Origin of the sequence: Coprococcus sp. AM97-35, from assembly GCF_027697525.1 — a bacterium.
GTDB lineage: Bacteria > Bacillota > Clostridia > Lachnospirales > Lachnospiraceae > Allocoprococcus > Allocoprococcus comes.
In genome coordinates, this window is record NZ_JAQESL010000002.1 from 49,533 (window position 1) to 74,593 (window position 25,061).

Sequence of the window (25,061 nt, forward strand, 5' to 3'; positions counted from 1 at the left end):
GTTTCTGATACTATTTTAACAATAAGAAGGTGGTAAAAAAAGTTACAGAATATGAAAAGTGTAACATTTATACAAAAAATTAAGACAAAATATGCAAATCAGTGAAGAGTTGCACAAGTTTTTCCGGCATGCCAAGTACCAGTTGTTTTGCAAGCTGCGCAGGCGGAAATTTCATTCCGCCAAGCAGCCATTTGACAGTCATGTAAATCGAGCCACGGCAGTACATCTCTAAAAGAAATGAAGTTTCTGCATCCGGGCGTCTTCCGGTTTTCTGGAAAATAAGGTTTGAATAGAATTCCAGAATCAGTTCAAAATCATGTTCTTTTAAAGAATTCTGATCGTCAGAGCGGAATGCTGCAGCGAAAAACAGGTGCTCTTCCTTTAAATATTCAAATTTTTTGACCAGTCCGTCATAAACAGTGGTACCTTCGCCCATATGTTCAAATGATTTAAGAAGAAGTTTGTCAAAATACCAGTTGATCAGATCATATTTATCAAGAAAATTGCGGTAAAAGGTCTGGCGTGTGACGCCGCAGACTTCCACAATCTGGCGGATGGTGATATCATCGACAGAAGTGGTCTTCATGCAGGTTTTCATTGCTTCGGCGAGCCGGTATTTGGTAGATTCGGATTTGGCCATGTTCAATTCTCCTTAATCGTAAGCATGTTTTTTCTATATAAATAGTACGGTATGATCAAAGCTGTGGTAGTGATCCAGGAAATCGGATAACTAAGCATTACACAGGTTGTGGTATGGTGTGCCGGTAAGACAAACATAATCCACGGAATACGGATCAGACATACGCCGCCAAGTGTGATCAGTGTCGGCAGCAGGACATCGCCGGTTCCGCGAAGTGCACCGGAGAGAACTTCAATAAATACATAAATAGTGTAGCACGGTGCCATAAAACGCAGCATATCAATACCGATATTGATTACATTTTGATCTGTCGTAAAAATTGAGAACAGTGGGCGGCAGAAGATGGCTAAAAACAGTACGATCCCTCCGCACACAGCCACTGCCATGGCAAGGCAGATACGTACACTTTTGAAAATACGGTCTTTTTTTCCTGCTCCGTAATTCTGACCGGCAAAGGTTGTGATCGCAATTCCGAATGCTCCGTTGACTGTCCAGAAAAGCGCATCCAGTTTACCAAAAGAAGCCCATGCAGCGGCAGTATCGGTTCCGAAACCATTGATCGCTGCCTGAATAATGATATTGGTAATACTGTACATAAATGCCTGCAGTGCACTTGGAATACCGATGCGGAATTCCATACGCAGCTTCAAAAGGTCTATGTGCAGTTTGCTCAGATAAAGCTTGCAGTCATCATATTTTTTCATCAGTGCATTGGTAACAAGGATTGCACTTACTGCCTGTGAAATAATGGTCGCGATAGCGGCTCCGACAATTCCCATATCAAATACGATTACCAGTACCAGATCGAGGATGATGTTTAGAAAACAACAGACGATCAGGTAATATAGTGGTCTGCGAGAATCACCGATGGAGCGCATGATGGCTGAGCCTATATTAAAGATCAAGGTACCGGAAATACCTAAAAAGTAAATCCGCAGATAAAGAATAGAATCTGCAAGTGTATCTGCAGGCGTATCGATGAGCTTCAAAAGAAATGGTGTTAAGGCCCATCCGAGTATTGTAAATACAATACTGAGAATAACGGAAAAAGCATAGGCGGTATGCAGACTCTTTTGCAGATTCCGCTCATCCTTTGCACCATAAAACTGGGAAACAATTACAGATGCACCGCTTGCAAGTCCCGTAAAACATCCGATGATCAGATTGGAAAGAACGGCAGAAGATCCCCCGACTGCGGCAAGTGCGCCCTTTCCGACAAAACGACCGACGATGACAGCATCTACGGTGTTATAAAGCTGTTGAAACAAAGTTCCAACTACAATAGGAAAGAAAAAAATCAATAATTGCTTCCAGATAACTCCTTCGGTAATCTGATTGGTTTTTGTACTTTCGTTTGACATGTTAATAACCTCCAATGAAAAAACTAAAAAAACATACCTAAACGAAGTATAACATGAAGTCGGAAGAAAAGATATCAGATGAAGAGAAGTTTCATAGAAATAAAACCAACTTTGACTAACACCGTATGAAATGGTACAATTGAAACACTACGAGAAAAAAGGAGTACAAAGGAATTATGGAAAAAACAGTTGAAGCAGTAATCTGCGGACATGAAATTACATCAGCAGAGGTAGATGCATTTATCGCAAGCCTTCCGAGAGAACAGCAGGTATACGCATCCCATCCGGATTTCCGCAAACAGTGTGTCGATCAGCTGATCGCAGTTTATGCACTTGCAAAATATGGTGAAGAAGAAAAATTAGACGAGACAGAAAAGTTCAAAGCAATTCTGGAAAATGCAAGAAAAGATATCCTTGCACAAATGGCGATCGGCAAGATTTTTGAGAAAATCACAATTTCAGATGAAGAGATCAGAGAATATTTTGAAGCAAACAAAGCAAGATTTGCAAAAGGAGCATCTGTTCATGCAAAACATATTCTGGTTGATTCCGAAGAAAAATGTAACGAACTTCTTGAATCCATCGTAAGTGGAGGAAAAGCATTTGAGGATGTTGCAAAAGAATCTTCTACCTGCCCGTCAGGAGCAAACGGTGGAGACCTTGGCGAATTTGGAAAAGGACAGATGGTCAAAGAATTCGAGGATGCCGCATTTGCAGCAGAGATCGGACACGTGGTTGGACCGGTCAAGACACAGTTCGGATACCATCTGATCAAAGTGGAAGATAAGAAAGAAGCCGAAGATGCGAAGCTTGATGATGTAAAAGAGCAGATTAAGAGTGAGATCATGCAGAAAAAGCAGCAGAAGGCTTATACCGCGAAGGTGGAAGAACTGAAGAAGAAATATATGGCATAGTATTTGCCAGGATTTCATTCGATTGATAAAAAACAGCAGGACAGATTAATTTTTATCGGATCTGCACCCATTGCGCAGGCAATCCTTCTATCTGGAATCACTTGTGCTGCCAACTCTCATTTATGAAATATTTGTGAAAACTCCCCCGCAGATTTGACGAAACACGAAAAAAGTTGTAGTATATATGACGGAATTGTTACAGAAGTGTTAAGAAACGGAGGTACGAATGCAGATTCGCAGTGCAGCAAAATGGATCGCAGCGGCAGCAGGGATACTGGTTGGCGCCGTTATCGTAGGATTTACATTAAAAGATACTACATATATAGAAGCAAAATTAGAACAGATCAAAGGAGCAAGACAGTCTGTTACAGCAGTGGAGAAAACGACAGCAAAGACGCAGAAGATAAAAAATGCGGAAATGGTGAAAAAGACACCCCTTCCGGAGAGTAGCAGTATTTCTGATTTTGCATTTACAGGACAGATGCCGGAGCTTCCTACCGGATGTGAGATCACATCTCTTACAATGGCTTTGAATTATTATGGATATTCTGCAGATAAGATGGCAATGGCACTCAAATATTTACCGACAGTTGGATGGACCAACACTTATTACGGAGACAATGAAACTTTATATGGAAATGATATTTACAATTATTTTATAGGAAATCCACAGTCAGAGACGGATGGATTAAGCTGCGGAGCGGGAGCAATCGTGACGGCAGCAGATGGCTATCTTGCAGATAATGGAAATGCAATGAAAGCAGAGGACGAGACAGGATCAGAGCCGGAACAGCTGTATCGTTTTGTAAGTGAAGGAACCCCCGTGGTTGTATGGGGAACAATTGGTATGGAAGAACGTCAGATAATGGAAAGCTGGAATACGGAAGATGGAAGAGAAGCCAGCTGGGCGATGAACGATCATTGTGTTGTACTGATCGGATACAGTGCAGACAGTGTGACTGTTGCAGACCCGATCGAAGGGATTGTGAGCTATGACAGAGCACAGTTTGAATCGGCTTTTCGTTCCAGAGGTAATCAGTGTGTGATTTTGAAGAATGTACAATAGAGAAGTGAGAGGTACTTTGCAGATAAAAACAGTCTGTGAAGTATCTCTTCTTTTATATATATGTGATGAGCTGAGTGCAGAGTTTCGTCTACTTAAGGAAAGAAGATCAGGATTGTAAAAATATTTGAGAAGAAGTTTGCCAAAGGATTGACAATTTTTTGTTTTTTTGGTATCTTTAGACTATGGTACAAACGTTAGTCTAAAGAGAAAAATGACAAGAAGGAGAGCTACCATGAATTTAGTAACGAATATTCAGAAGTATTCGATCCATGACGGAGATGGAATCCGTACTACTGTATTTTTTAAAGGATGTCCATTAAAGTGCGAGTGGTGTCACAACCCTGAGACACAGCGTTTTGAGAGAGAGCTTCAGTGTGATAAAGAAAAGTGCGTCGGATGTGGAACCTGTGCGAAGGTCTGTCCGAACGGTGCCATCACTATGGTAGATGGAAAGCCGGAGCTTGACAAAGAGAAATGCCAGCTTTGCGGAAAATGTGATAATTTCTGTCCGCAAGGCATTCGGGAGATTGTCGGGCAGGAGTATCCGGTAAAGGAACTGGTAAAAGAGCTGATGAAAGACCGGATGTTTTATGAACAGTCCGGCGGTGGAGTCACACTTTCCGGCGGGGAAGTGATGGTGATGTCAACGGATTATATTTTACAGATCGCGAAAGCACTTAAAAAAGAAGAAATTTCGCTTACCATTGACACCTGCGGATATGTTTCGTATGATAAATTTGAAGCAATTTTACCGTATGTAGATACGTTTTTATATGACGTAAAAGTGATGGATCCGGAATTACATAAAAAGTATATCGGAGTTGACAATAAGCTGATCCTGGATAACCTGGTGAAGCTTTCGGATGCAGGGGCAAGGATTTACATCCGAATCCCGACGATCAAAGAAGTGAACGGCAATGTGCAGAACATGGAAGATACCATTCATTTTCTGAAGAAACACGGCATTCATCCGGCACAGGTTAATCTGCTACCTTACCATAACACAGGAAGCAGTAAATATCCGAAGCTGGGTATGGAATACAAGGGAACTGATTTACATGCACCGGAAAAAGAAGAGATGGAAAGTTTTGTAAAGCTTTTTCAGGATGCAGGGTATACCAACACAAAAATAGGAGGATAAGAAAATGGCAAGAGGCATGAATGAAAGAATTCAGAAGCTGAGAGAACTGAGTGTTACAACACCGGTTCACATTGATCTCGAAAGAGCAAGAATCGAGACAGATTTTTACAGAAAAAATGATGGGAAATATTCGATTCCGGTTATGAGAGCCATGGTATTAAAAGAATATTTTTCAAAGAAGACACTTTATCTGGGAGACGGTGAGCTGATCGTTGGTGAAAAAGGAAAAGATCCACAGGCTTCTCCTACATTCCCGGAACTTTGCTGCCACAGCAAAGAAGATATGGTAGTTATGAGTGAACGTGACCTCGTATCTTTCCATACAACAGAAGAAGATCGTGAGATCCAGGAGAAGGAAATCATTCCTTACTGGTCAGGACGAAGCATGAGAGAGAAGATCCTTGCAGCTATGACTCCGGAATGGAATGACTGCTATTCAGCAGGTATGTTCACAGAGTTTATGGAGCAGAGAGGACCTGGACATACATGCGGTGGTGAACAGAACTTTAAAGTTGGATATCTGGAATACAAAGAAAAGATCAAAAAGACTATGGATGCGCTGGATTTCATGAATGATCCGGAAGCTACCGATAAAATGGAAGAACTCAAAGCGATGGATATTGCATGTGATGCGGTTATCATTCTTGGAGAAAGATATCACAAGCTTGCCCTTGAAATGGCAGAAAAAGAAGCAGATCCTACACGTAAGAAAGAATTAGAGCAGATCGCAGCCAACCTGGAAGTTGTTCCGGCTCACAAACCGCAGACCTTCTGGCAGGCAATCCAGTTATACTGGTTTACACATCTTGCGGTTACAACAGAACTGAACCCATGGGATGCATTCAGTCCGGGACGTCTGGATCAGCATCTGATTTCTTATTATGAAGCAGATACAGAAGCAGGAATCCTTGATGACGAGAAAGCAAAAGAACTGCTTGAATGCTTATGGATCAAATTCTACAACCAGCCGGCACCGGTTAAGGTTGGTATTACCTTAAAAGAAAGTGCTACTTATGTAGACTTTGCGAATATCAATACAGGTGGAGTTACACCAGATGGTAAAGACGGTGTAAACGCAGTCAGCTACCTGATCCTTGACTGTATGGATGAGATGAAGCTTGTACAGCCGAACTCTAATGTAACCATCAGCAAGAAAACACCGGCACGTTTCCTTAAGAGAGCATGCGAGATCTCAAGAAAAGGATGGGGACAGCCAGCATTCTACAATACAGAAGCCCAGATCATGGAACTTGTCAATGCAGGTAAATCTCTGGAAGATGCCCGTCGTGGTGGATCTTCAGGTTGTGTAGAGACAGGTGCATGGGGAAGTGAAGCATATATCCTGACCGGTTATATGAATATTCCGAAGATCTTCCAGCTGACTCTTTACAATGGATATGATGCAATGTCAGGAAAACAGCTTGGACTGAAGCTTGGATATGCAAAAGACTTCAAGACATTTGATGAGCTCTGGGATGCATTTAAGAAACAGATGAAGCATTTCATCGATATCAAGATCCGTGGAAACAACGTAATCGAGAGATTATATGCAGAAAATATGCCGGCACCGTGTCTTTCCGTTGTAACAAACGACTGCATCAGTAATGCAAAAGATTACAATGCAGGTGGAGCAAGATACAACACGAACTACATTCAGGGTGTTGGTATTGGAACCGTTACAGACTGTATTGCAGCTGTTAAATACAATGTATTTGACAAGAAGAACTTCACAATGGAAGAACTGATCGAAGCAATGGATCACAACTTTGAAGGATACGATGCAATCTACCGTATGGTTCATGACAAGACACCAAAATATGGTAACGATGATGACTACGCAGATGATCTGATGCAGGACGTATTTTATCTGTATCATGACCTGATCACAGGACGTCCGACTATGAGAGGCGGAAAGTACGGAGTCGATATGCTTCCTACAACCTGCCATGTTTACTTCGGAGATGTGATCGGAGCAACAGCTAACGGACGTAAAGCACATATCCCGGTTTCAGAAGGTATTTCACCGGAGAAATCCGCAGATGTGAACGGACCGACAGCAGTTATCAAATCATGTGCTAAGATGGATCATCTTGCTACAGCAGGAACACTTCTGAATCAGAAGTTCACACCGGACGTCGTAGCAGGAGAGAAAGGTCTTGACAATATGGCAAGTCTGATCCGCAGCTACTTTGCAATGGATGGACATCATGTACAGTTCAACGTTATCGACAGAAAGACTCTGCAGGAAGCGCAGAAGCATCCGGAAGATTACAGAGATTTGATCGTGCGTGTTGCAGGATACAGTGATTTCTTCCGTAACTTAAGCAAACCGCTTCAGGATGAGATCATCAACCGTACAGAGCAGTCATTCGAATAGAAAATAACCAGAGAAATTGAAAAAGGTTAAATAAAGGAAGAAGCAGGAGCGCCGCAATGCAGAGAGTAATCTGTGTGCGGTGCTTCTGTTATTTTTTGAACCGGGAAGAAAAATTTTGGTAAGAATATCGTGGATTCTGAGAGCTATTTGATGTACTATCAAGATAGAAAAGAGAGTGGGAGCAGAATGAAAATTACAGTAGGAAGGAGTAATGGATATGCAGATCAAGCAGGAGCGATTAAAGGAAAGGATAGAGCGGATCAATGAGATGAGCCGGGATGAGACAGGCGGTTATACACGTCTGGCGTTCGGCGAAAAAGAGACGAAAGCGCGGATGATGGCAAAAGAGATGATGCTGGAAGCAGGACTGGAGGTAGAAATCGATGCAGCTGGAAATCTTATGGGACGCCTGTATCCGGATAACTGGAATGAAAAGGAGCTGCATGGTGTGATCGCAACAGGTTCCCACATCGATACGGTACGAAATGGAGGAAAATTTGACGGATTACTCGGAAGCATAGCAGGGATTGAAGTGGCACAGTGCCTGAAAGAAAATCATGTAAAATTAAAAAGCCCGTTTGAAGTAATTCTTTTTACAGATGAAGAAGGTGCCAGATTTAATGCAGGTATGGTCGGAAGTAAGGTAATTGCCGGTCTTGGAATGGAACGACCGCTTAGTGAATATACAGACAATGAGGGCATCAGTGAAGAGGCGGCAATGCAAAAGTGCGGATATCATCCGGAAAAACTGGAAGAGGCAGTGCACGCAGATAAATATGAAAAATTTGTTGAACTTCATATTGAACAGGGAATTGTGCTGGAACAGGAAAGCAGGCAGATAGGGATTGTAACCGGGATCAAAGGTCCATACTGGATTGAAGGAAGCTTTGAGGGGGAAGCAAATCATGCAGGCGGCACACCGATGAATATGCGGAAAGATGCAATGACGGCTGCTGCAAATTATATTGCAGAAGTAGAAAAAATAGCATCCCGTCTGGGAGATATGTTTGTGGCAACAGTAGGAACACTCAAAGTACATCCGGGTGGAATCAATACGATTCCGGGAAGAGTAGACTATACGATCGACATCAGAGATACAGATATGGAGCGCAGGGCACAGGGAATCCGGGAAATAAAAGAAGCGGCAGTGAAAATTTCGGACAGATTTCATGTAGAGAGTACCCAGAAGTGTTTGAAAGATGCAAAGGCAGAGATGATGAATGAAGCAATCGTAGACACAATTGAAGATGTGTGCAAAAAGCGGGGATATACATATATGCGTATGCCAAGTGGTCCGTTTCATGATACCTTATCGATGGCACATATCTGCGATGTGGGAATGATTTTCGTGCCAAGTATCGGAGGCGTAAGTCATTCACCATATGAAGATACGGCATGGGAAGACATATTTGCAGGAGCGCAGGTGCTGGCAGATACTATGGAAAATCTTGTCGGTTAAGCTATCTGATCAGAGAAGCGAATCCGGAGGATAAAAGAAGCCAGCTCCTTTATGCAACAAAACGCTTAATGATGATGGAATCGGCATAGACTTAGAAATCAAAGATTTGGTTGCCTGCTCTGATGCTGTTAAGTATAAGAACATCAATAAGAGTCAGAAAGTAAAATCCAAGTACGAAGGGGGGAAGGACACATTGTCGTATGCAGAGTCAGGTGGTGGACAAGGCAGCAAAGGTGCACGGAACAACCAGGGTGGTCAGAAGAAAAAGAAGATAACAGAAAGAAAAATTTCCCGTATAGACGAAAGTTTATGTGGGAAATTTTATTGTAAAATGAAAAACAAAAATGAAAAACATTTTCAAATTCCATTGACATACAAAAATAATGTGATAAAATGAAAACGATTTCCAAATTGAAGGGAGAAGGTCAGTATGACAAAAGCACCATATAAAACAAAACAAATGACTGAGATTCTTACCTTTCTGAAATCGGTACAGGGAAGACATGTTACTGTGAATGAAATCTGTGATTTTTTCAGGGAAAAAGGGATTTCCGTCGGAACTACGACCATTTACCGCCAGCTTGAGAAGATGGTGAAAGAGGGACTGGTTGCAAAATATGTGATAGACGGTTCGAGCAGTGCCTGTTTTGAATATATCGGAGATCATGGGGAAGAACATGAAAACTGCTATCATTGTAAATGTGAGAAATGTGGAAAGCTGATCCATTTACAGTGCAATGAGGTAGAAATCTTAAAACAGCATATGCAGCAGCATCATGATTTTCAGATGGATCCGCATCGTACCGTGTTTTACGGAATCTGCGGTGAATGCAGTAAGAAAGAATAGATAAAATTTATTAACAGATGAAATCTGGGAAAGGAGAAGGAGATGGATACAGGAAAGAAAAAAAGTATGGCAGCGGTTATATGTATTTTTCTTATATTTGTAACCTTTGCTTCTCTTTTTTTTGTTGCCAGAGAGGAAAATCATAACTGTACGGGAAAGGACTGCCCAATCTGTGCCTGCGTTCATCAGGCAAAGCAGGTCCTTCGGAATCTGGGAACAACACCTGCAGTAGGATTTTTCGCCAGTCCGGTGATCTTTATCGCAGAAACTGTTGCTTTACCGGGGCTCTGGATCATTTTGTCCATTTCGTTAGTTCATCAAAAGGTAAGATTAAATGATTGAATAAAACTTTTTATAAAGCAGAAAGGGTATGAAAAGTCATACCTTTCCTTTGGTGTACCATTTTTTAATAAGTGTAGATAATGGAGGTTTTATTCATGAAAAAGTATATAGCAATTCTACTGGTCGCTGCGATGGCGACTCTGGGCATTTCTGCCTGCCGGAAGGAAAATTCCAATAAAGAAACAAAAGTTCAGAAAGATTCTGATATTAAAGTTGTGACAACCATTTTCCCGGAATATGACTGGGTACGTCAGATTGCGGGAGAAGAAGCGGATCAGATGGATATCACCATGCTTCTTGACAATGGTGTGGATCTGCACAGTTATCAGCCGACTGCAGAGGACATCATGAAAGTATCGGATTGTGATCTGTTCGTATATGTCGGCGGCGAATCGGATGCATGGGTGGATGATGCGTTAAAACAGGCGAAGAATAAAGATATGCAGGTGGTCAATCTGCTCGATGTACTTGGAAACAATGCGAAAGAGGAAGAAGTGATCGAAGGAATGGAGCCTGAAGAAGAGAAAGAAGGCGGAGAGGAAGAAGAACCGGAATATGATGAGCATGTATGGCTGTCTGTAAAAAATGCAGAAGTGCTGAGTAAGGCAATTGCAGACGCGCTGGAAAAAGCAGATCCGGATCATAAGGATATTTATCAGGAGAATGCATCTGCATACAGTGAAAAGCTGAAAGACCTGGATGCTAAGTACCAGGAAGTTGTTGATGGCGCGTCACAGAAAACACTGCTGTTTGGTGATCGTTTTCCATTCCGTTATCTGGTAGATGATTATGGATTAAACTATTATGCTGCATTTGTCGGATGCTCGGCAGAAAGTGAAGCAAGCTTTGATACAATTTCATTCCTGGCGAATAAAGTAGATGAGTTGGGACTAAAGGATATCATGGCGATTGAAAATTCCAATCAGAAAATTGCAAAGACGATCATTGAGAACACCAAAGAGAAAAATCAGAAGATCCTGACACTGGATACTATGCAGTCTACAACATCGGATGATGTGAAGAATGGCACAACCTACCTGTCAGTGATGGAAAAGAATCTTGAAGTATTAAAAGAAGCTTTGCAGTAGGAGGGAATATGGCACAAATTATATGTCGGGATCTGGCAATCGGATATGAAGGAAAAACAGTCGTGCAGAATATAAACCTTTCGGTAAAGAAAGGGGATTATCTGTGTGTGATCGGGGAAAATGGGGCTGGGAAATCTACTTTTATGAAGACTTTACTGGGACTTTTACCACCGGTGAGCGGGAAAATAGAATTCTATGATGGACTGAAGAAGAATGAAATCGGATATTTGCCACAGCAGACAGAGGTGCAAAAAGATTTTCCGGCATCCGTGAGAGAAATTGTTCTCTCCGGATGTCAGAATCACCTTGGCTTCTGGCCGTTTTACCGTACAAAAGAGAAAAAATACGCAGAAGAGATGATGAAAAAACTGCAGATCACTCATCTGTCAAAACGTTGCTACAGAGAATTGTCCGGAGGGCAACAGCAGAGAGTTCTGCTTGCAAGAGCACTTTGTGCGACCAGGAAAATTCTGCTTCTGGATGAACCGGTTTCCGGGCTGGATCCACAAATGACAGAAGAAATGTATCGGTTAATTGAGAAGATCAACCGGGAAGACAAGATAACGATCATTATGATATCACATGATATCCGTGGGGCAATGGAATATGCAAGTCATATCCTGCAGATTGGTCAGGAAGTTATTTTTGAATCGAAAGAAAATTATCTGCGAGCGCATACAAAGAGAAGAACTCTGGAAAATACAGGAGGGAAAAAATGATAGAAAAGCTGATATTTTATATGGGATATCCTTTTGTGCGGTATGCATTGATCGTTGGCGTACTGATCGCACTTTGTTCCTCCTTGCTTGGAGTGACACTGGTATTGAAAAGATTTTCGTTTATCGGAGACGGCTTATCCCATGTTGCATTTGGAGCGATGGCGGTGGCATCGGTTTTAAATATTACAAACAATATGCTGTTTATCCTTCCGGTAACGGTCGTATGTGCGATTTTATTATTACGGACAGGACAAAATACAAAAATAAAAGGAGATGCGGCGATTGCAATGATCTCAGTTGGAGCACTTGCAATCGGTTATCTGCTTATGAATGTATTTGCGACAGGTCCTAATCTTTCAGGAGATGTATGTACTACATTATTTGGATCTACTTCTATTTTGACATTGAAGATTGAACAGGTGTGGCTGTGTGTGGTATTGTCGGTTGTGGTTGTTGTGTTATTTATCGTATTTTATCATAAAATTTTCTGCGTAACCTTTGATGAAACGTTCGCAAAGGCAACAGGCATCCGGGCAGACCGTTATAATTTGCTGATCGCCGTGATCACAGCGCTGATCATCGTACTTGCAATGAACCTGGTAGGCTCGTTACTGATCTCGGCACTGGTCATCTTTCCAGCACTATCCGCGATGCGTATCTTTAAAACATTTTTCAGTGTAACGGTATGTTCGGTTGTATTATCTGTGTGCTGTGCGATCAGTGGGATGCTTTTGTCAATCCTGGCAGGAACACCGGTTGGTTCAACGATCGTGGCAGCCGATATTGTGGCCTTTTTGATCTGCTGCATGATCGAAAAAATCGCGGGAGGGAAATAAAGTGAAAAAATTACAGAAATGGCTGATATTGTTTGTGGGAATTCTTTTGATAACCGGATGCAGAGATAATGCAAGCAGCAACAAGAAAGTGAATAACGGGAAATCTGTTAATGATGTATTAGAGAAACAGACAAAAGCGGAAGAACAGAAGGAACAGACAGAGGAAAAGGACAAGAAAAAAGAAAGTACAGACACTTCAGAAAATACGGAGACAGAAGATGTAGATTATGATCTTACAGAAATGAACAGTGATATGGTTTACGCGACAGTTTACCAGATGATGATGGAACCGGAGCAGTATGAAGGAAAAACAATCCGGATCGACGGGAATTATTATATAAGTAAGGATGAAGCGACAGGGAATACCTATCATTTTTGCGTGATCAAAGATGCGCTGGCGTGCTGCGCGCAGGGACTGGAATTTGTCCGGAAAAATGAGGAAGAATTGTCGGATGAAGATTATCCGGAACAGGAAACAGAAATTATCGTTCAGGGAACGTTCGAGACATATAAAGAACCAAATGATGAGACTTTGTATTGCAGGATCACAGATGCGGATATGCAGATAAAAGAATAAGAAGAGAAAAGATGAATCATGAAGGAATACGGGAAAAAGATTAGCAGATATTTGATGAAAAACCAAAAAGGAAGATTTTATTGTGTGGCAGGTGTGTTGTATCTGCTGGCAATTTTGTTTGTCATGAATGATGCCTGGCTGTATCAGACACCGATCGTGAAAGTGACAAAAGTGGTGACAATTGTAGAAGGGAAAAGCAAAAGTACACGTGGAACAGAAGAAACGAAATATAAGCAGAGTCTTTATGGTAAGATCCTAAACGGAGAAGACAAAGGAAAAGAAGTCCGGATTGCCAATGAATACACAACAACAGAAATGGCTGACCAAAAATACCATAAAGGTGACCGGGTGTTTTATAAAGGATCATCGATCATTGGAGTAAAGCGGGATACGATGCTAGTTGTTATGCTTGGCTTCCTTGCACTTCTGCTCCTTGGGATTGCCGGACGGCAGGGCGGTTTGACGATCATAACAGCAATGATGAATATCCTGATTTTTGTGATCGGTTTCTGGACGGCGGATGACACATCGGAAATTCTAAGTGTATGTAGCAGACTGATCCTTTTTTTTGCAGTGGTAACGCTTGTTGGATTAAATGGAATCCACAGGAAAACTTTTGCCGCACTATTGACAACACTATGTGTCCTGCTTATGATCATGGGGATATTTGATCTTGTTATGCAGCATATGGAAGAACTGGATTATTCGACGATGGAATATCTGGGCAGTATTGATAATCCGGATGAAATTTTCCATGCAGAGATCCTGTTGTCAGGACTCGGTGCCATCATGGATGTGGCGGTTGCCATATCGGTGGCTTTAAGCGAGATTGTTGAGCAGAAACCGGAAGTAAAATTTGTGGAACTTTTCCGTTCGGGCAGAGAGATCGGATATGACATTATGGGAACAATGATCAATGTGCTGTTGTTTGTGTTTGGCTGCGGTCTGATCCCTACATGTTTGATCCGGATGAACAATGAGGTGCGTTTTGTTACCATTGTAAAATTGCATATTCCATGTGAATTATGCCGTTTCTTTGTAGAAAGTATCGGAATTGTACTGGCGATCCCAGTGTCTATTTTCATAACAGCAGTTATGATGAAACTATCTGTGAAAAAGAGGGAAAAAAGATGTTGATCATATTGGGACTGATTCTAATGATAGTAATAGTGCTTGTTGGAGGGGACAGAGGCGCCATGTCTCTGATCGCTCTGGCTGGAAATATTTTGTGCCTGAGTCTTGCAATCTGGCTTTATGCCGTCGGAGCACCCGTGTTTTTGGTTACTGCCGGTGCAGGAATTTTAATTTCCTGTATCACTTTGTTTTATCAAAATGGGACGAATATTAAAACCTGGAGTGCATTTCTTGCGGTTGCAATTACAATGTGTGTGTTATTTGCATTTATTTATCTGGTCGTATGGAAAAGTGGGGCGGGAGGCTTGAATGAGATCCAGGCAGCCGGAGAAGATGTTTTCTATTATAATATGAACCTGGATATCAGTATGCCCAAGGTTGCAACAGCCGTAATTGTACTCAGCACGTTAGGAGCTGTGATCGATATGGCACTGACAGTAACAACTTCCGTATATGAGGTGAAATGTCATAAACCGGATATCAAAATGAACAAACTGGTTCAAAGTGGAATGAAGATTGGAAAAGATGTGATCGGAACAACGGTTAATACGTTATTGTTTGCATATCTGGGAGAATCGCTGTTGTTATTCGCGTATTTGAGAATGCAGAATTACTCCATTGAGCTGTTGCTCAACTCCAAAATTCTTTTTCAGAACTGTATTTCCATGATTTTTGGAGCAATCTCCTGCACAATGATAATGCCGGTTTCAGCGGTTTTGGTCGCAAAAAACTGTGAGCTTTTTGATTGGATGGAAAATAGTAAATAGCAGGTTGACAGCAGGGAAATATCTGTGATAAACTTGTTTAAGATTAAACTGTTTACGAATGAACAATTTATTCGTGAACAGTTTTCTTTTTTTGAAGAAGCAAAAAGTGGAAGGAGGAAAGTCATTTGTGTGAAGGATGTGAAGAGCGAATCCACGTAGGACATCAGGTGCACCGGATAGACCGTTCGATTTCAAAACTGCTGGAAATGCGTGTAAAAGAAGAAGGACTGGATGAGATTGCCCTGATGCATGGCTGGATCTTACGCTATCTATATGAACATCAGGATAAGGAAATTTATCAGAAAGATATAGAAAAGTATTTTGGTATCTGCCGTTCAGCGGTAACAAATATTATCCAGACTCTGGAGAAAAAAGGGTACATTTGCCGTGCATCGGTTGCAAATGATGCGCGTCTGAAAAAAGTAATGCTGACAGAAAAAGGACGGGAAAACCATGAAAAACTGGGAGAAATTTTTCAGAAAATGGATGCGCAGTTGGAAGAAGGCATTACAGAAGAAGAATTACATGCATTTATGCATGTGATCGATAAAGTTTATTACAATATGGAAAAAATGAAAGGAGAGAATTCATGATTCGGACTTTATTAAAAGAAGTAAAAGAATATAAAGCGGCATCGATCGCAACACCGTTTTTTATGATTCTGGAAGTATTGTTTGAGACATTGATTCCATTTCTGATGGCATCTATTATCGATAAGGGTGTCAATACCGGAGATATTCACCATATTTACAAAGTTGGTGGAATTATGATCGTGGCTGCATTTTGTGGCCTGCTTGCCGGAATGGCAGGAGGACGATACGGAGCAAAGGCTTCGACCGGGTTCGCGAAGAATTTGAGAAATAAGATGTTCGATCAGATCCAGACCTATTCGTTTGCAAATATTGATCATTTCAGTACAGCAGGTCTGGTTACACGTCTGACAACAGATGTGACCAATGTGCAGAATGCGTACCAGATGATGCTGCGTATGATGATGAGAGCACCGGCAAGTATGATCTGTGCAATGGTGATGGCATTTATGATCAATGCCAGACTGGCAAGTATTTACCTTGTGGCAGTTGTGATCCTGGGAGTGATTCTCTTCTTTATCATTCGTCATGCAACGGCTTATTTCCAGCAGGCATTTCCAAAATATGATGCTTTAAATGCATCCGTTCAGGAAAATGTATCTGCGATCCGTGTAGTAAAAGCATATGTAAGAGAAGAACAGGAAACAAGTAAATTTCAGTATGCAAGTAAGAATATTTACGATATTTTTGTAAGAGCAGAGAAAAATGTTATATGGAACTCACCGATCATGATGTTCACTGTTTATACCTGCATCATCCTGATCAGCTGGTTTGGTGCAAAGATGATCGTAGTGAAATCGTTGACAACAGGAGAGTTGATGAGTCTTCTTGCATACTGTATGAACATTCTGATGAGTCTGATGATGCTGTCTATGGTATTTGTCATGATTTCCATGAGTATGGCAAGTATGCGGCGTATAGCAGAAGTACTGGGTGAAACCAGCGATATCCATAATCCGGAACATCCGCTTTATGAAGTGGAAGATGGAAGTATTTCATTTAAGAATGTAGATTTTGCTTACAAAAAAGACAGTGCAGAGAAAGTCCTGAAGAATATCAATCTGGACATCCATTCCGGTGAGACGATTGGCATTATTGGAGGAACCGGAAGTGCGAAGACGAGTCTGGTGAATCTGATCAGTCGTCTGTATGACGTGACAGGCGGAGAAATCCTGGTTGGCGGAAAGAATGTTAAGGATTATGATCTGGAAGTACTGAGAAACCAGGTATCTGTTGTATTGCAGAAAAATGTACTGTTTACCGGAAGTATTCTGGATAACCTGCGCTGGGGAAACAAAGAGGCGACCGACGAAGAATGTATGGAAGCATGTCGGCTTGCATGTGCAGATGAATTCATTGAGCGTTTCCCGGATAAATATAATACCCACATTGAGCAGGGAGGAAATAACGTATCCGGTGGTCAGAAGCAGAGACTGTGTATTGCAAGAGCACTGCTTAAGAAACCGAAGATCCTGATCCTGGATGACAGTACCAGTGCGGTAGATACTGCTACAGATGCGAAGATCCGCCGTGCATTCCGTGAAGAAATCCCGGATACAACAAAGCTGATCATTGCACAGCGTGTATCCAGTGTGCAGGATGCAGACCGTATCATCGTTATGGATGAAGGGCAGGTTCATGGATTTGGTACACACGAAGAATTGCTGAAGACCGATGAAATTTACCGCGAAGTATACGAATCGCAGACTCAGGGCGGAGGAGATTTTGATGAAAACGGAGGTGAAGCATAATGCCAAGACCGATGGGAAGACCACAGAATAAAGTGAAATATCCGGGGAAACTTTTGATGCGTCTGATAAACTACATTTTCCGTGATTATAAAGTTCATTGTATTGCAGTATTTATCCTTATATTTGTAGGAGTTATCGCAAATGTGCAGGGAACGATGTTTACAAGAGATCTGATCGACAAATATATTACACCGTTCTTGCTGTCTGACGGTACACCGAACTTTTCACCGCTTGCACATGCAATTGAAAGGGTTGCGGTATTTTACGGAATCGGAATCGTTGCGACTTACGCATATAACCGTATCATGATCAATGTGACACAGGGAATGATGATGAATATGCGTAATGAGCTGTTTGAACATATGGAAAAGCTGCCAATCAAATATTTTGATACCCATGCACATGGTGATATCATGTCAATTTACACGAACGATATCGATACCCTGCGGCAGATGGTCAGCCAGAGTATTCCGCAGATCATCAACAGCGGATTTACGATCATCAGTGTATTTGTCAGTATGTTGATCTTAAATATTCCACTTACGGTTGTGACGATGATCATGGTTGCAATTATGATATTTGGTACCAAGAAAGCCGCCGGACAGAGTGGGAAATATTTCCTGGAACAGCAGAAAAATCTTGGAAAAGTCAATGGTTATATTGAAGAAATGATGAATGGGCAGAAGGTTGTCAAGGTCTTCTGCCATGAGGAAGAAAGTAAGGCAGAATTTAAAGAGCTGAATGAGGCACTTTTTGTAAGCGCAGACCGTGCGAATACCTATGCAAACTACCTCGGACCTTTGAATGCGCAGATCGGAAATATCAGTTATGTAGTCTGTGCGATTGTCGGAGGTGCCCTTGCGCTGAATGGTGTGGGAGGATTTACACTGGGTGCACTGGCAAGCTTTCTGACATTCAATAAAAGCTTTAGTATGCCGATCAACCAGGTCAGCCAGCAGATGAATGCTATTGTAATGGCACTTGCAGGAGCAGAGCGTATCTTTACCCTTCTGGATGAGAAAGTGGAAGTAGATGACGGGTATGTGACTCTGGTCAATGTGAAAAAAGAAAATGGAAAACTTATAGAATGTAAGGAACATACCCGATGCTGGGCATGGAAGCATACACATCAGGCAGATGGTTCGGTAGATTATATTGAGCTTAAGGGAAATGTAGTATTTGATGGTGTGGATTTCGGGTACAATAATGATAAGATCGTGCTTCATGATGTGAAATTGTATGCAGAGCCAGGACAGAAAATTGCCTTTGTAGGTTCGACAGGAGCAGGAAAAACAACCATTACAAATCTGATCAACCGGTTTTATGATATTCAGGATGGAAAAATCCGCTACGATGGAATTAATATAAACAAGATTCGGAAAGCGGATCTGCGACGTTCCCTTGGAATTGTACTGCAGGATACACATCTGTTCACAGGAACGGTAAAAGAAAATATCCGTTTTGGAAAACTGGATGCAACAGATGAAGAAATCTTTGCAGCAGCAGAATTGGCAAATGCAGATGGATTTATCCGCAGACTTCCGGAAGGATATGATACGGTCATCACCGGGGATGGGGCAAACTTAAGCCAGGGACAGAGACAGCTTCTTGCAATTGCCAGAGCAGCAGTTGCAGATCCGCCGGTACTGATCCTGGATGAGGCTACAAGCTCTATTGATACGCGTACTGAACGTATTATTCAGGAAAGCATGGACAGACTGATGCATGGACGTACTACGTTTGTGATCGCACACCGTCTGTCTACGGTTCGGAATTCCGACTGTATCATGGTTCTGGAACAGGGACGCATTATCGAAAGAGGTACCCATGACCAACTGATTTCAGAAAAGGGAAAATATTATCAGTTGTACACCGGGAATGCAATTGCTGAATAAGATTCAAAAGACAGGATGTTACTGTTCACAGTACCTGTGACCAGCAACGCATCTCGCCATTTTAAATCGCCTTTGGCGATGGGCGAGATGCCGTTCAAGATAAAACGTGCATCCTCCGTCCCAATCAGCGTAGTGATTGACACGGGAGTGAACAGTAACAACAGGATTCAACAAAATTTACATAAATTAAAAAATACTATCAATTTTTTTGTGCATACGCTATACTTGTATATATAGCACTGCAAGTCCTTCCGAGCAGAGAAGTAAAATAGCAGTTCTATAAAAATGTCATGATAGGGTAGGTTTGGGAATGAAAAAACAAATCAATTGCAAAGAAGTTGCATGGGAACTATTTACACTTACCGCTGCAGTGGCAATTATCGCTGCAGCGGTTTATTTCTTTCTGGTGCCGAGCCATGCATCGGTCAGCAGTATTTCCGGTCTTGGAATTATTCTTACGAATTTTATACCTTTACCGCTTTCAGTGATCACGATGGCCCTGAATGTTGTTCTTTTGATCATCGGATTCATAACATGTGGACGGGAATTTGGTACGAAAACCGTGTATACCAGTATCTTACTGCCGGTATTTATCGGCATTTTTGAACGGATTTTCCCGAATATCGGTTCCCTGACAAAAACCCAGGAACTGGATGTCCTCTGTTATGTTCTGGTAGTCAGTGTAGGACTCAGTATTCTCTTTAATATGAATGCTTCTTCCGGCGGACTTGATATTGTGGCTAAGATCATGAATAAATATCTGCACATCGAATTGGGGAAAGCCATGTCTTTAGCCGGTATGTGTGTGGCGCTTTCGGCAGCACTTGTATATGATAAGAAGACGGTGGTTTTAAGCGTTCTTGGTACTTATTTTAATGGGATGGTGGTAGACCATTTTATCTTCGGGCAGAATCTGAAACGAAGAGTATGTATTATTACAAAGTATGAAGAAGAACTTCGGAATTTTATTCTGCATGAGCTTCATAGTGGAGCGACCATTTATGATGCCATCGGAGCGTACAATTTAGATAAAAGACACGAGATCATTACGATCGTAGATAAAAATGAGTATCAGAAACTCATGAATTACATCAATAATCTTGATCCGAAGGCTTTCATCACAGTGTACACGGTGGCAGACATGAGATATCAGCAGAAGGTTTTGGAAAATGAAGAAAGAAGTTAGTGATCTACTCCATCAGGTTTGCAAATTGATAAATGTACAATATTCTGTTATAATAATGTACAAAGAAAGGAGGAGTTACAATACCAGTAATAAAACCAATTACAGATTTAAGAAATACAAATGAAATATCTGAAATATGTCACAAACAACAGCAACCAGTATTTATTACAAAAAATGGTTATGGAGATTTAGTAGTTATGAGTATGGAAACTTATGAAGAATTACTCAGCACAAATCAGATTGATAAGGCAATTTTTGAAGCAGAACGGGAAGTCGCAGAAGGTGCAGAGTTATTAGATGCATGTGAGGCATTGGGAGAACTCAGGAGGAAACATTTGGGATAAATATACCGTAAAAATGTTTCCACAGGAATATAGAGATATTGATAAGATATACGAGCAGGCACTTCTTGTTAGTAATTATGCTGATAATGCAATTGCACTGGCAGAAAAACTTGAAAAAGCAATTTTAAGTTTGGAAGAACAGCCATATCGAGGGGCAGAAAGAAAATATGGATTTTATGCTTTTAAAGAATATAGGCAGTTGACTGTAGAAAACTATATTATCATTTATGAAGTGTTTGAAAATGAAAAAGTTGTTGCAGTGGTAACTGTAAAATATGGAAAAAGTGAGTTTTAGAATCAAGAAATCTCACTGAAATATAAAAGGTACTAAAAAACGTCACAATTTGTGGCGTTTTTTTAGTGCAGGAAAAAGGAGACCAAGAGTGTCAGAAATCAGATTTTCATCAAAGGAAAGAAGCTGATATCTTATTTGAAAAAAGAGAAGAACCGTTTAATATTTATGAATATTGCAAAAAGTAGTAATTTTTTCTGTTAAAAAAATGAAGTAATATAAGAAAAGGGATACAAATGAAAAAAGTATTGATTGCTGCGGATGAGGTAGATAAGTGGAGTCGGCTTTGTGAAGGGTTACAAAATGAGTGGGAATGTACGACCGTTAATCTGGATGCATTTGAAAAATTCCATACCATAGCGGTCTATGACGCAGTATTGATAAGAGAAAAGCAGAAGATTATACAAAAGGGAAAACTTCTGATTGACTGGTGTTATCATACGGTTTACTGGAGAGAGCATGAGCTTGCAACCCTAAATGAGCGAGAAAAGGCATTCCTGTATCTGCTGGCAGAGTCCTCCAAACAGGTAGTTACCCATGAGATTATCATTGAACAGTTATGGAAAGAACCGTATGAAGACGACTCTGCCAACATGATCTGGTGTTTTGTACACAGACTTGACTTGATTATAGAAGAATATTTCCACGCAGCATGATGAAAAATAGAATAGTAGTGATAGAAAAAAGTACAAAATAAGAATCGAACATTTGTGCTTTTTTCTTGCCTTCATCTATATACTTTCAAAAAAATGTCTGATATAATAGGGACTGTTACAAGAACAAACAGTAAAAATATGACAGAATCGGAGCCTGGTATCATCAGGTATTTCCAGGTGCTGTTTTATCCGCAAAAATGAATTTTGTGACTTTTATTCGTAACGAAACAAAAATGACCTCTATTCGAGACAAAAATAGGCATTTCGTTACGAATCTGATTACGAATTTTTGGCTGATAGTGATCGTACTAAAAGTCACAAATGGAGGGATTTATCATGAATGCAGAAAAAGGACATTCGCAATCCGCTGACAATAGTCAGCTGCTTACTCATAAAAGCAGCCCGCAGGGCGGACATGCTTTTAAATTAAAAGCCCCATATAAGCCAATATTTCCTTGCATTTGAAAAATATTTATAAGGAAGAAGAGTTAGATGAAAATCGAACTACCGAGTTTTTCTCGGTAGTTCAAAATGAGGGACAGCGTAACGTTAAAAGAAAAGTAAAATGTTATAATTTAGCTGCAATTATAGCTGTTGGATATCGAGTGAATTCTAAGAAAGTTACACGCTTTCGGCAGTGGGCTACTAAAACATTAAAAGAATATATTACAAAAGGGTTTGTATTGAATGATGATATGCTTAAAAACGGCAGACCTTTTGGAAAAGACTATTTTGATGAATTACTTGAACGCATCGCGATTGAATAGACTTGTGACAATGTTTATTGATTATGCAGAATTAATGGCTGAAGATGAGATATTAATGAGCATGCAAGACTGGGTTGATCAAACGAATCAGTTTTTATTGAATAATAGGCGAAAGGTACTGAATGGAAAAGGGAAAATTTCTCATGATGTTGCTATGCAAAAAGCTGAGAAGGAATATGAAGTATTTAGAGTTAAACAGGATAGAGAATATGTTTCTGAATTTGATCGGGAAGTAGAGAAATATCTTAAAGGAAATGATTAAGAAAGTTATTTGTAACAATTTATAAATTAGGAATATGTAGTGGGAGGAAAAATTTATGAAAATGAATTTTAAAGGATTAGTTGACTTGCACACATTACCCAAAACGACTCCGTTATTACCTTTATATGAGGCTATTATAAATTCTATACAAAGTATTGAAGATGCTCAAATATCGAATGGGAAAATAGAAATTATAGTTGAACGTGATAAACAAATGAATTTATTTAATCAGTGGGAAACGGATATAGAAAATATTATTATTGTTGACAATGGGATAGGCTTCGATGATGAAAATTATAATTCTTTTGATACTTATGCTAGTGAATATAAGATTCAAAAGGGTTGTAAAGGTGTTGGGAGAATGTTGTGGTTAAAAGCGTTTTGCAGTGTCAGTATAGAAAGTATATTTGTCGAAGAGGATAAGAAAAAATGCAGAACGTTTTTATTTGATGCAAATCATGCAGTTCATGATATGAAGGTTAAGGAATTAAGTTCGGATGTTTTACAAACTACTAAAGTACGATTAAATGGGTTAAGAGAACAATACAAAGGGAATTGTCCAAAAAAATTAGATACTATAGCGAAAAATATATTAAATCATTGTTTTACATATTATGTATTGGGAAAAGCGCCTAAAATAATAGTAAGTGATGAACGAGATATAATAGATATTGATGAATTATATAAAGAAAATATTGGAGATAATATAAAAATTGATGATATAGATATCAAAGGAACTACTTTTAAAATAATACATTCTAAGAATTATATGAATTCTAAAGATAATCATACAATGAACTTTTGTGCCAATCATTGGGTTGTACAACCTATCTCTTTGACAAAAATAATGGGGAATATCAGTGTAAAATTGAAAGATGAAAAGGGGGAATTTATATATAATGGATATATAATGTCTGAGCTGTTAGATAAACATGTAAATAGAGAACGTACAAAAATCGAACTTCCTGAACAGCCTAACTTAGTGGAAAGTATTGGTATACATGATATTACAGAAAGTGTAGAAAAGGTTATTTTAGACTATTTAAAGAAAGATATAGAAGATAGTAATAAAAAGAAAAAAGAAATGATTCAAGCATATGTTTTCGGTAGAAATCCCAAATATAGAATGCTGTTGAAGAATAAACCGGAAATATTTAATGAAATACCTTGGGTAGTAGATGAAGAAAAATTAGAAATGGAATTGTTTAAACAAGAACAAAAATTTAAACTGGAATTGAAGCGAGAAGGGAAAGAACTAGAGCAAGAATTAAAGAATGGAATTGTAGATTATGAAAGTTATTTAGAAAAACGTAATAATTATGCAGAAAAAATGTCTGACATTGGGAAGAGTAATTTGGCAGAATATGTAATGCATAGAAAAACGATTTTAGATATTCTTGCGCAGAATATAAGATATAAAGATCAAGAACAACAAAAATATGCGTATGAAAAAAATATTCATCAACTTATTTTTCCAATGACAAAAACTTCAGATGATATAGATTATTTGCAACATAATTTGTGGATAATAGATGAAAAATTGGCATATCATCATTACCTTGCATCTGATATGAAAATAAAAAAGATGGAAGAAGTTGAAAATAATAGTGGAAAAGAGCCAGATTTAATAATTTTTGATTCGCCGTTTGCATTTACTGACGAAGAGGAGCAACCATATAGAAATATAACGATAATTGAGTTTAAACGACCGGGCAGAGAACACTATAATGATGCTGAAAATCCAATTAGGCAAATTAAAGAATATATGGATGATATAGTAGAGGGAAAAGTGAAGACGAAAGATGGTGAATTTCTGAATGGAACAGAAAATATTCGATTTTTTTGTTATATTATATGTGATGTGGATTTAAGTATAAAGAAGCTGGCTAAACTAGAGGACTTGAAAGTAACTCCAGATAATATGGGTTTTTATAAGTATATTGATTCTTATAAAGCGTATTTAGAAATTATTCCGTATAATAAATTGATACAAGATTCGAAAAAAAGAAATAGAATATTATTTGATAAACTTTTTAACCAAAGTTAGTAA

General features: G+C 39.9%; 26 protein-coding genes. 24 read left to right on the plus strand and 2 right to left on the minus strand.

Going from position 1 to position 25,061, the window contains the following annotated elements:
• Positions 1–79: 79 nt before the first annotated feature.
• The gene (locus PG840_RS02035) at positions 80–640 is read right to left on the minus strand and encodes a TetR/AcrR family transcriptional regulator C-terminal domain-containing protein (RefSeq protein WP_008374533.1); all 561 of its coding nucleotides are present in this window, start codon (positions 638–640) and stop codon (positions 80–82) included.
• Positions 641–642: 2 nt separating this feature from the next.
• Positions 643–2,001 carry an MATE family efflux transporter gene (locus PG840_RS02040; RefSeq protein ID WP_270205514.1) on the minus strand — a complete coding sequence of 453 codons (1,359 nt, stop codon included), beginning with the start codon at positions 1,999–2,001 and terminating at the stop codon, positions 643–645.
• 176 nt (positions 2,002–2,177) lie between these two features.
• On the opposite strand from PG840_RS02040, the gene PG840_RS02045 reads away from it, so the two are divergent.
• From PG840_RS02045 to PG840_RS02160, 24 genes are all read left to right on the plus strand, one after another.
• Positions 2,178–2,915 carry a peptidylprolyl isomerase gene (locus PG840_RS02045; RefSeq protein WP_270205515.1) on the plus strand — a complete coding sequence of 246 codons (738 nt, stop codon included), beginning with the start codon at positions 2,178–2,180 and terminating at the stop codon, positions 2,913–2,915.
• A gap of 226 nt (positions 2,916–3,141) precedes the next feature.
• On the plus strand, positions 3,142–3,981 hold the full coding sequence (locus PG840_RS02050) for a C39 family peptidase (RefSeq protein ID WP_118198570.1): 840 nt from the start codon (positions 3,142–3,144) through the stop codon (positions 3,979–3,981).
• A gap of 232 nt (positions 3,982–4,213) precedes the next feature.
• Positions 4,214–5,122, plus strand: a complete 909-nt coding sequence (locus tag PG840_RS02055) for a trans-4-hydroxy-L-proline dehydratase activase (RefSeq protein ID WP_195250478.1) — start codon at positions 4,214–4,216, stop codon at positions 5,120–5,122.
• 4 nt (positions 5,123–5,126) lie between these two features.
• Positions 5,127–7,499 (plus strand): trans-4-hydroxy-L-proline dehydratase, encoded by a 2,373-nt coding sequence (hypD, locus tag PG840_RS02060; RefSeq protein WP_117835654.1) that lies wholly within the window; start codon positions 5,127–5,129, stop codon positions 7,497–7,499.
• Positions 7,500–7,716: 217 nt separating this feature from the next.
• Entirely contained in the window at positions 7,717–8,958 is a 1,242-nt protein-coding gene (locus PG840_RS02065; protein ID WP_270205516.1) for a M20 family metallo-hydrolase, read from the plus strand.
• Between the two features lie 430 nt (positions 8,959–9,388).
• Positions 9,389–9,805, plus strand: coding sequence for a Fur family transcriptional regulator (locus PG840_RS02070; RefSeq protein ID WP_270205517.1), 417 nt, complete (start codon positions 9,389–9,391; stop codon positions 9,803–9,805).
• A gap of 42 nt (positions 9,806–9,847) precedes the next feature.
• Positions 9,848–10,147 carry a hypothetical protein gene (locus PG840_RS02075; RefSeq protein ID WP_270205518.1) on the plus strand — a complete coding sequence of 100 codons (300 nt, stop codon included), beginning with the start codon at positions 9,848–9,850 and terminating at the stop codon, positions 10,145–10,147.
• A 95-nt stretch (positions 10,148–10,242) separates the two neighbouring features.
• Positions 10,243–11,235 carry a metal ABC transporter substrate-binding protein gene (locus PG840_RS02080; RefSeq protein ID WP_270205519.1) on the plus strand — a complete coding sequence of 331 codons (993 nt, stop codon included), beginning with the start codon at positions 10,243–10,245 and terminating at the stop codon, positions 11,233–11,235.
• Positions 11,236–11,243: 8 nt separating this feature from the next.
• Complete coding sequence (locus tag PG840_RS02085) at positions 11,244–11,954, plus strand: metal ABC transporter ATP-binding protein (RefSeq protein ID WP_270205520.1); 711 nt, start codon at positions 11,244–11,246, stop codon at positions 11,952–11,954.
• A complete protein-coding gene (locus tag PG840_RS02090; RefSeq protein ID WP_117556992.1) occupies positions 11,951–12,790 on the plus strand; it encodes a metal ABC transporter permease in 840 nt (279 codons plus the stop codon). The genes PG840_RS02085 and PG840_RS02090 overlap by 4 nt, the downstream gene beginning before the upstream one ends.
• Before the next feature lies 1 nt (position 12,791).
• On the plus strand, positions 12,792–13,367 hold the full coding sequence (locus tag PG840_RS02095) for a hypothetical protein (RefSeq protein WP_270205521.1): 576 nt from the start codon (positions 12,792–12,794) through the stop codon (positions 13,365–13,367).
• Positions 13,368–13,421: 54 nt separating this feature from the next.
• Complete coding sequence (locus PG840_RS02100) at positions 13,422–14,504, plus strand: YibE/F family protein (RefSeq protein WP_270205522.1); 1,083 nt, start codon at positions 13,422–13,424, stop codon at positions 14,502–14,504.
• The gene (locus tag PG840_RS02105) at positions 14,498–15,268 is read left to right on the plus strand and encodes a YibE/F family protein (RefSeq protein WP_270205523.1); all 771 of its coding nucleotides are present in this window, start codon (positions 14,498–14,500) and stop codon (positions 15,266–15,268) included. The genes PG840_RS02100 and PG840_RS02105 overlap by 7 nt, the downstream gene beginning before the upstream one ends.
• A 125-nt stretch (positions 15,269–15,393) precedes the next feature.
• Positions 15,394–15,861 carry a MarR family winged helix-turn-helix transcriptional regulator gene (locus PG840_RS02110; protein WP_022220303.1) on the plus strand — a complete coding sequence of 156 codons (468 nt, stop codon included), beginning with the start codon at positions 15,394–15,396 and terminating at the stop codon, positions 15,859–15,861.
• Entirely contained in the window at positions 15,858–17,609 is a 1,752-nt protein-coding gene (locus PG840_RS02115) for an ABC transporter ATP-binding protein (RefSeq protein ID WP_117835661.1), read from the plus strand. Before PG840_RS02110 ends, PG840_RS02115 begins: the two co-directional genes overlap by 4 nt.
• Positions 17,609–19,504 carry an ABC transporter ATP-binding protein gene (locus tag PG840_RS02120; protein WP_270205524.1) on the plus strand — a complete coding sequence of 632 codons (1,896 nt, stop codon included), beginning with the start codon at positions 17,609–17,611 and terminating at the stop codon, positions 19,502–19,504. The genes PG840_RS02115 and PG840_RS02120 overlap by 1 nt, the downstream gene beginning before the upstream one ends.
• Positions 19,505–19,814: 310 nt before the next feature.
• On the plus strand, positions 19,815–20,690 hold the full coding sequence (locus tag PG840_RS02125) for a YitT family protein (protein WP_117835665.1): 876 nt from the start codon (positions 19,815–19,817) through the stop codon (positions 20,688–20,690).
• Positions 20,691–20,770: 80 nt separating this feature from the next.
• Entirely contained in the window at positions 20,771–21,034 is a 264-nt protein-coding gene (locus PG840_RS02130; RefSeq protein ID WP_117835667.1) for a type II toxin-antitoxin system prevent-host-death family antitoxin, read from the plus strand.
• A 13-nt stretch (positions 21,035–21,047) separates the two neighbouring features.
• The gene (locus PG840_RS02135; protein WP_243000045.1) at positions 21,048–21,329 is read left to right on the plus strand and encodes a type II toxin-antitoxin system RelE/ParE family toxin; all 282 of its coding nucleotides are present in this window, start codon (positions 21,048–21,050) and stop codon (positions 21,327–21,329) included.
• Positions 21,330–21,562: 233 nt separating this feature from the next.
• On the plus strand, positions 21,563–21,982 hold the full coding sequence (locus tag PG840_RS02140) for a winged helix-turn-helix domain-containing protein (protein WP_117824309.1): 420 nt from the start codon (positions 21,563–21,565) through the stop codon (positions 21,980–21,982).
• A 336-nt stretch (positions 21,983–22,318) separates the two neighbouring features.
• Positions 22,319–22,447 (plus strand): hypothetical protein, encoded by a 129-nt coding sequence (locus PG840_RS02145; protein WP_270205525.1) that lies wholly within the window; start codon positions 22,319–22,321, stop codon positions 22,445–22,447.
• A complete protein-coding gene (rhuM, locus tag PG840_RS02150; protein ID WP_270205526.1) occupies positions 22,444–22,749 on the plus strand; it encodes a RhuM family protein in 306 nt (101 codons plus the stop codon). Before PG840_RS02145 ends, rhuM (PG840_RS02150) begins: the two co-directional genes overlap by 4 nt.
• 10 nt (positions 22,750–22,759) lie before the next feature.
• Positions 22,760–23,011 carry a RhuM family protein gene (gene rhuM, locus PG840_RS02155; RefSeq protein WP_243006461.1) on the plus strand — a complete coding sequence of 84 codons (252 nt, stop codon included), beginning with the start codon at positions 22,760–22,762 and terminating at the stop codon, positions 23,009–23,011.
• 55 nt (positions 23,012–23,066) lie between these two features.
• A complete protein-coding gene (locus PG840_RS02160) occupies positions 23,067–25,058 on the plus strand; it encodes a hypothetical protein (RefSeq protein WP_270613331.1) in 1,992 nt (663 codons plus the stop codon).
• The last annotated feature ends 3 nt before the right edge of the window (positions 25,059–25,061 follow it).